Origin of the sequence: Methanoculleus sp. UBA303 (assembly GCA_002501655.1) — an archaeon.
In the GTDB taxonomy this organism is placed as follows: Archaea; Halobacteriota; Methanomicrobia; order Methanomicrobiales; family Methanoculleaceae; genus Methanoculleus.
In genome coordinates this window covers 22144-28395 of sequence record DANY01000007.1, presented here as the reverse complement: position 1 = coordinate 28395, position 6252 = coordinate 22144, and the positions used below count along the sequence as shown (strand labels likewise).

The window sequence follows — 6252 nt, the reverse complement described above, 5'->3', positions numbered from 1 at the left end:
CTGAACCACCTGAGAAAGGTAGCCGGTGATTCCGTGGTGCCACGGATAATCGGTAGGGGCCGCGTGAACCGGCCCGTGCGAATAAGGACATCTTTTGAACCATCAACCTTCGCACCGATGAAAGTGCAGCCCTGTGCCCCGCAAGGGGCCCCAGCTGCAAGCCCCCTCCGTTAGGGGGGGGTAGTTGACTCGATGTGGTCGTCCCGTCCATCCCCGGACAGGGGTTCTCCGACCGAAAGCCCATGACCACCGACGACATCGCCGATCTCTTCGCCGGACTGATGATAGACGGGCTGGGATACGGGAAATTCGTCGCGGCCGGCGGCGACGCCGGGACCCTGATCGCCCAATCCCTCGCCGACCGCCACGCCGACGCCCTGATCGGCATCCACCTGACCGATGTCGGCTACCCGGACCAGACGACGGATTTTTCGACCCTTACCGAGCCCGAGATCGAATTCGCGAACTACATTGGGCAATGGTGGATGAACGAAGGCGCCTTCAACATGGTCCAGTCGACCAAACCGCAGAGCCTCGCCTACGGACTGGCCGATTCGCCGGCAGGCCTCGCGGCTTGGATCATGAGTTTCATGGCCTCGGGCACGACCGGCGAGGAGTTTGAGACGCGGTTCAGCCGGGACGAGCTGCTCACGAACATCACGATCTACTGGGTCACGCAGACGATCGGCTCGTCTCTCCGCAGGTACTACCTCGACGCTCACGCTCCTTCCCATCCCTGGCAGCGCACCCCGGTTCCGGCAGCCGTCGCCCACCCTCCCCGGGACGCTCCGCTGCCCCGTGAATGGGCCGAGCGCAGGGTGAACCTTGAGCACTTCACCGAGCTCCCTCGCGGCGGACACTTCGCGGCCTGGGAGGAGCCTCTCCTCTACGCAGGGGACGTGCGGGAGTTCGTCGGGAAACTGCGCAACCCTTAGGAACCCCTGCCGGGCGGCTGTGTCGCACCCCGCGTTCCCGGCCTGATTACCCCCGGTTTTCACGCCAATATGCGGCAACCGCGGGAAAGCGGATGGTCAACCATATATGGCTTCGGCATTAAACGTATGAATGTGAAATCGGCGGTACTGGGTGGCGGTCTCACCGGGATTACGCTGGCCCGCCTACTCCACGAAAAGGGCGACGACGTGACCGTCCTTGAACAGAGTGAGAAGATCGGGGGCCTCTGCCGCTCGCAGACCGAAGCGGGTTTCACGTTTGATGTCGGCGGCTCGCATATCATATTCTCCCGCGATACTGAGGTCCTCTCCTTCATGCTCTCGGTCCTCGGCGGGAACGCCGACCGGCGGAAGCGGAATACGAAGATCCTGTACAAGGGCCGCTACGTCAAATACCCCTTCGAGAACGGTCTTGCGGATCTGCCCGCGGAGGACCGCTTCTTCTGCATCAACGAGTTCATAAAGAACCTCATCACCGTCGAGAAGGGCGAGATCCCGCCGCCCACAAACTTTGCCGAATGGATCACCTACACGTTCGGCCGGGGCATCGCCGAGTGCTACATGGTCCCCTACAACGAGAAGATCTGGAACTACCCGGCCAACCGGATGTCGCACCACTGGGTGGAGGGGCGTATTCCCCGCCCGCCGGTCGAGGATATCATCAAATCGGCCATCGGGATCGAGACCGAGGGCTACGTCCACCAGGCAGTCTTCTCCTACCCGGTGACGGGCGGTATCGAGGCGGTTGTCCGCGGGATTGCCGAGCCGGTGCTCCCCTCCATCCGGACCGGGTTCTCTGTCGCGTCCATCCGGGATGAGGACGGTGGGTTTGCCGTCAGCGACGGCAGAGAGACCGTCCATGCAGACCGCCTTATATCGACGATTCCCCTCCAGAACCTGCTCCCCTGTCTTTCAGACGTCCCGGCCGACGTGCAGAAGGCGTGCGACGCCCTCCGGTACAACTCGCTCTGCTCGGTCTTCATCGGCCTCGCGGGTGAAGTCCCCGATATATCGTGGCTCTACGTCCCTGACCCGGAGACCGGCCTCTTCAACCGGATATCGTTCCCCTCAAACTACAGTACAAAAGTCGCCCCAAAGGATCACTCCTCGATCCTCGCCGAGATCACCTACAACGACGGTGATGCGGTCTCCCGGATGACGGATGCCGATGTGATCGAGCATACCGTCCGTTCACTCGTCTCCGCCGGGATCATCCCCTCGCGGGATCGGGTCGTCTACACCGGCATCGCGCGGCACAAATTCGCTTACGTCGTCTACGACACGGAATACCTCAAAAACATCGAGATCGTCAGGGGGTTCTGCCGGGAGCGGGGCATCGACCTCGTCGGGCGGTTCTCCCGATTTGAATACATCAATATGGACGGCTGTATCAGGAGCGCGATCGACTTCGTGAGGGCTGATGAATGAAGGTCAACATATTCGTCGAGGACTTTCGCTTCCTGCGCTACATCGGGTGCGCAACGGCCGCAAGGACGCTGTATAACCACCTCGCCCTGCTCCCCGATATGGAGGTCTCCCGCAACCTGTATCACGGCGACTTCGACCTGACCCACTACCACACCTTCGGGCCCTGGGCGATGTACCACCTGAAGTTCACCGAGGGCGTGAAGGTGCTGACAGCCCACTCGACCCCCCGGGTAAACGAGGGGAACGTCGCCTTCTCGAAGAGGATCAATACGATATACCCCAAAATTTACCGGCAGTTTGACCACATCATAACGATATCGGAGCCCTGCCACCGTGAGACCGAACAGCTCGTCCCCGACGTCCCAAAGACCCTCATCCCGAACGGTATCGACCGGGCGTACTTCAAGCGGGACAAGAAGAAGAGGAAGTCGTTCCGCGATGAGTATGATATCGACCCGGGCCAAAGAGTGGTCCTCTCCGTCGGCCAGCAGACTCCCCGGAAGGGCATCTACGACTTCTTCAAGCTCGCCGACCAGCACCCCGATATGACCTGGGTCTGGGTGGGCGGGTTCCCGTATGGGACACTCTCGAAGGATTACGCGAAGATCCAGTTGCAGAAGACCCATTCCCACGAGAACGTCATATTCACCGGTGTCATCGACGACATATCCCGGGCATACAGCGGGGCGGACATCTTCTTTATGCCGTCCCACGCCGAGACGTTCGGCCTCGTGATCGTCGAGGCCCTCTCGGCAGGCCTCCCGGTCATCGCCCGGGATATATTCGAGTTTCGGGAGATATTCGGGGACTCGGTCCTCTTCTTCTGCGAGGTCGACGAGGCGCGGGACATCATGAACGACGATGCGGCCCTGCACCGCTGCGCCGCGAAGGCCCGCGCCTCGACGGAGAAATACGACATCACGCTTATAGCAAAACGGCATCAACAACTATACCGGGAGTTGATCGAGGGTTGATCTCCGTCGTCGTTCCGACCTACAACGAAGAACAGAACATCGAGCGCTGCCTGCAATCTCTCGCCGACCAGACGGTGCCGCGGGAGACCTACGAGATCATCGTCGTCGACGGGGACTCAAAGGACCGGACCCGGGAGCTTGCGGAACCCCTGGCGGACAGCGTCTTTATACAGAAGAGCAAACGGGTGGGCGGGGCACGAAACGACGGGGCGATGGCGGCCAGGGGAGATATCGTCGCCACAACGGATGCCGACTGTATCCTCCCCCGTGATTGGGTGGAGAGGATCGCGAGAAACTTTGCGGAGAGGGATATAGTGCAGCTCTACGGCACGGTCTACCCTATCGAGGGCGGTCTCCGGAACCAACTCTCTCTTTTTGGCGCAAATACCTTCTCGCGCCTTGGCTACCACACCCGGACGATCTACTTCACGCTCGGGTGCAACACGGCCTTCGACCGTGAGGCGTTCGTCAGGGCGGGGATGTACCGTTGCATCGACGCCGGGGACGACCTCGAGATCGCGCAACGGATGCGTAAACTCGGGAAGGTCTACCTTGACCCCGATCTCGCGGTCGGGTTCTCGATGCGGCGCTACCAGCAGTTCGGGACGCTGAAGTCGATATCGGAATGGCTGTATATCGTTCTCCGCGGTGGCGAAGCCGGCGGCGCCACCTACTCGCAGCGGGAGTACAAGTAGGCCGCTCTGTCCTGGCATGAGGAGCAGAAGACCCATCCCCGAGACCTGTGCTGATGTGGTGCGCCGGTTCGACGCCTGCGGGTTTGCACGCCTGCTCGGGCTAGAGGTCACGGAGGCGACCGACGGCTGCGTCAGGGTGGCCATGCAGACGGAGGGCATGGAGAACGCCCACGGCACGACTCACGGGGGCGCGATCTTCGCCCTTGCGGACCACGCCTTCGGCATCGCCGGAAACCTGGACGGGGTTGACCAGATTGGGCTCTCCGCCTATATCCGCTACATTTCTCCGCCGACGAACGGCACGCTCGAAGCGGTCGCCCGCAGGATCTCGGAGACGGAGAGGACGTCCGTATACGTTGTGGACGTCTACTCGGGCGACCGCTGTATCGCCTCGTTCGAGGGGATCGGGTTTAAGACCGGGGTTTCTGCGAGGAAAGGGTGAGAAGGGGTTTTCGGTGCTGGCAGAGGCGCTGGCTCTTATTTTCCGCGATTCTATCATTCGAAATCCAATGAGTTCTTGAACTCTTGCCCCTTGTGCTGTCGTTATCCACTATTCTTGGAACTGTGGGAATGAGAACAAGCCCGATGCAGTGGACCGTGGGGACTGCGTACCTCCGGTGCTCAAGCTCCGCACCTCTGGTGTACGCGTCGTTTATCGCTTTGGAGGGGTCAATGGATCTCACACCTCGCACATCCCTTACACGGCTTCCCAGTGGATATCACCATTGAGGGTGGGGCTGACGGGGAGGGGGGATGCTCCCCCCTCCCCTGTCTCCATCCCATAAGGAGGCATGTAATCCCCACTCGAAGACCTATGGTCTTCTCAAGCTCTGGTTCCTGACGGAACCGCCCCACTCCGCCCGGCCTCCGGCCTCCTCCCCCGCCCCCAGGGGGGGGCAGTGCGTGGCGATATCCACTGGGAAGCCGTGTAAGGGGTCGCAAGAATCTAAACGAACAGACCTTTAAGGGCATTTATTGTGGAACCCGACGCCTCATAAGAACGGAGAGTAGGTAGTCCAAACCACCAACCGCAGCCTGAATTTATCCCCGTTCACGCCCCCTACCACACCGTCCGGCACTGCCCGCCCCCGCGTTTCGTGAAGTACTGCTGGTGGTACTCCTCGGCCCGCCAGAACGTCCCCGCGGGCTCGATCGCGGTGACGATGGGGCGCCTGAACCTCCCTGAGTGCTCCATCTCCGCTTTCGACGCCCGTGCCGCCTCCTCCTGCTCCTGGGTGTGGTAGAAGATCACCGACCGATACTGCGCCCCGATGTCGGGCCCCTGCCTGTTCGGCGTCGTCGGGTCGTGGACGCTCCAGAAGACGCCGAGGAGGTTGCGGTATGAGACCTGCCCCGGGTCGTAGGTCACCTGCACGACCTCCGCGTGCCCGGTCCTCCCGGTGCAGACATCCGGGTAGGTCGGGTTTGCGAGGGTGCCGCCCATGAACCCCACCGCCGTATCCACGATGCCCGGCACGTGCCGGAACATCTCCTCGACGCCCCAGAAGCACCCTGCCCCGAAGGTGGCCAACTCGTTGTTCTTCTCCGATGCCATGGCAACCCTTCCTTCGGAGGGGTTTCCGGAAAAATGTATCGCCGCCCCCGGCCGGGCATACCCTTATCACCGGCCGGTGCCACGTATTCCCATGGTCTTTGAATCAGACGCCGTAGAGACGGTCGCCCGGCTGATGGCGCTCTCCGCGCGCACCGCCCCGAAGGCACGGGGCATCGATGTGATCAAGACGATGATCGTCGTCGGAGACGAGCGGAGCGTGCTCGCAGAGGCGATGCGTGAGTATGGTGAGCGGCACAACGCCGCGTTCTTCATCAGGGACGCGGGCAATGTCGCCGCAAGCGACGCCTGCCTCCTCATCGGATCGCTCCTCGCCGATGCCGTGGGCCTCGACTGCGGGGCGTGCGGCTACGCAACCTGCGCGGAGATGCTTGATGCACAGCGCGAGCGAGGGATGCAGCCCACACCGTTTGGCGGTCCAAACTGTGCCGTCAGGATGGCGGATCTCGGGATTGCAGTCGGCTCCGCGGTCAAAACCGCGAGCATCCACAACGTCGACAACCGGGTCATGTACTCGGTCGGTGTCGGCGCGCTCTCGCTCGGATGGCTGGAAGGATGCGGCGTCGCCTACGGCATCCCGCTCCGGGCATCTGGAAAGGATATCTTCTTTGACCGCACACGCTGAAACG

The 6252-nt window shown here is 61.8% G+C and carries 7 protein-coding genes; 6 read left to right on the top strand and 1 reads right to left on the bottom strand.

Annotation, left to right across the window (positions count from 1 at the left end):
• Positions 1-194 precede the first annotated feature (194 nt).
• The 5 genes from BP846_RS01340 (at position 195) to BP846_RS01320 (ending at position 4492) form a co-directional block, all read left to right on the top strand.
• On the top strand, positions 195-935 hold the full coding sequence (locus tag BP846_RS01340) for an alpha/beta fold hydrolase (protein WP_292392242.1): 741 nt from the start codon (positions 195-197) through the stop codon (positions 933-935).
• A 126-nt stretch (positions 936-1061) separates the two neighbouring features.
• On the top strand, positions 1062-2381 hold the full coding sequence (locus tag BP846_RS01335; RefSeq protein WP_292392241.1) for a protoporphyrinogen/coproporphyrinogen oxidase: 1320 nt from the start codon (positions 1062-1064) through the stop codon (positions 2379-2381).
• Positions 2378-3355 carry a glycosyltransferase family 4 protein gene (locus tag BP846_RS01330; RefSeq protein ID WP_292392240.1) on the top strand — a complete coding sequence of 326 codons (978 nt, stop codon included), beginning with the start codon at positions 2378-2380 and terminating at the stop codon, positions 3353-3355. Before BP846_RS01335 ends, BP846_RS01330 begins: the two co-directional genes overlap by 4 nt.
• On the top strand, positions 3352-4050 hold the full coding sequence (locus BP846_RS01325; protein WP_292392239.1) for a glycosyltransferase: 699 nt from the start codon (positions 3352-3354) through the stop codon (positions 4048-4050). Before BP846_RS01330 ends, BP846_RS01325 begins: the two co-directional genes overlap by 4 nt.
• Before the next feature lie 16 nt (positions 4051-4066).
• Positions 4067-4492, top strand: a complete 426-nt coding sequence (locus tag BP846_RS01320; RefSeq protein ID WP_292392238.1) for a PaaI family thioesterase — start codon at positions 4067-4069, stop codon at positions 4490-4492.
• Positions 4493-5110: 618 nt separating this feature from the next.
• Here the strand turns inward: BP846_RS01320 and msrA are convergent.
• Positions 5111-5605 (bottom strand): peptide-methionine (S)-S-oxide reductase MsrA, encoded by a 495-nt coding sequence (gene msrA / locus BP846_RS01315; protein WP_292392237.1) that lies wholly within the window; start codon positions 5603-5605, stop codon positions 5111-5113.
• A 91-nt stretch (positions 5606-5696) separates the two neighbouring features.
• Here msrA and BP846_RS01310 point away from each other — a divergent pair, with 91 nt between their 5' ends.
• Positions 5697-6248 (top strand): ferredoxin domain-containing protein, encoded by a 552-nt coding sequence (locus BP846_RS01310; protein WP_292392236.1) that lies wholly within the window; start codon positions 5697-5699, stop codon positions 6246-6248.
• Positions 6249-6252 lie beyond the last annotated feature (4 nt).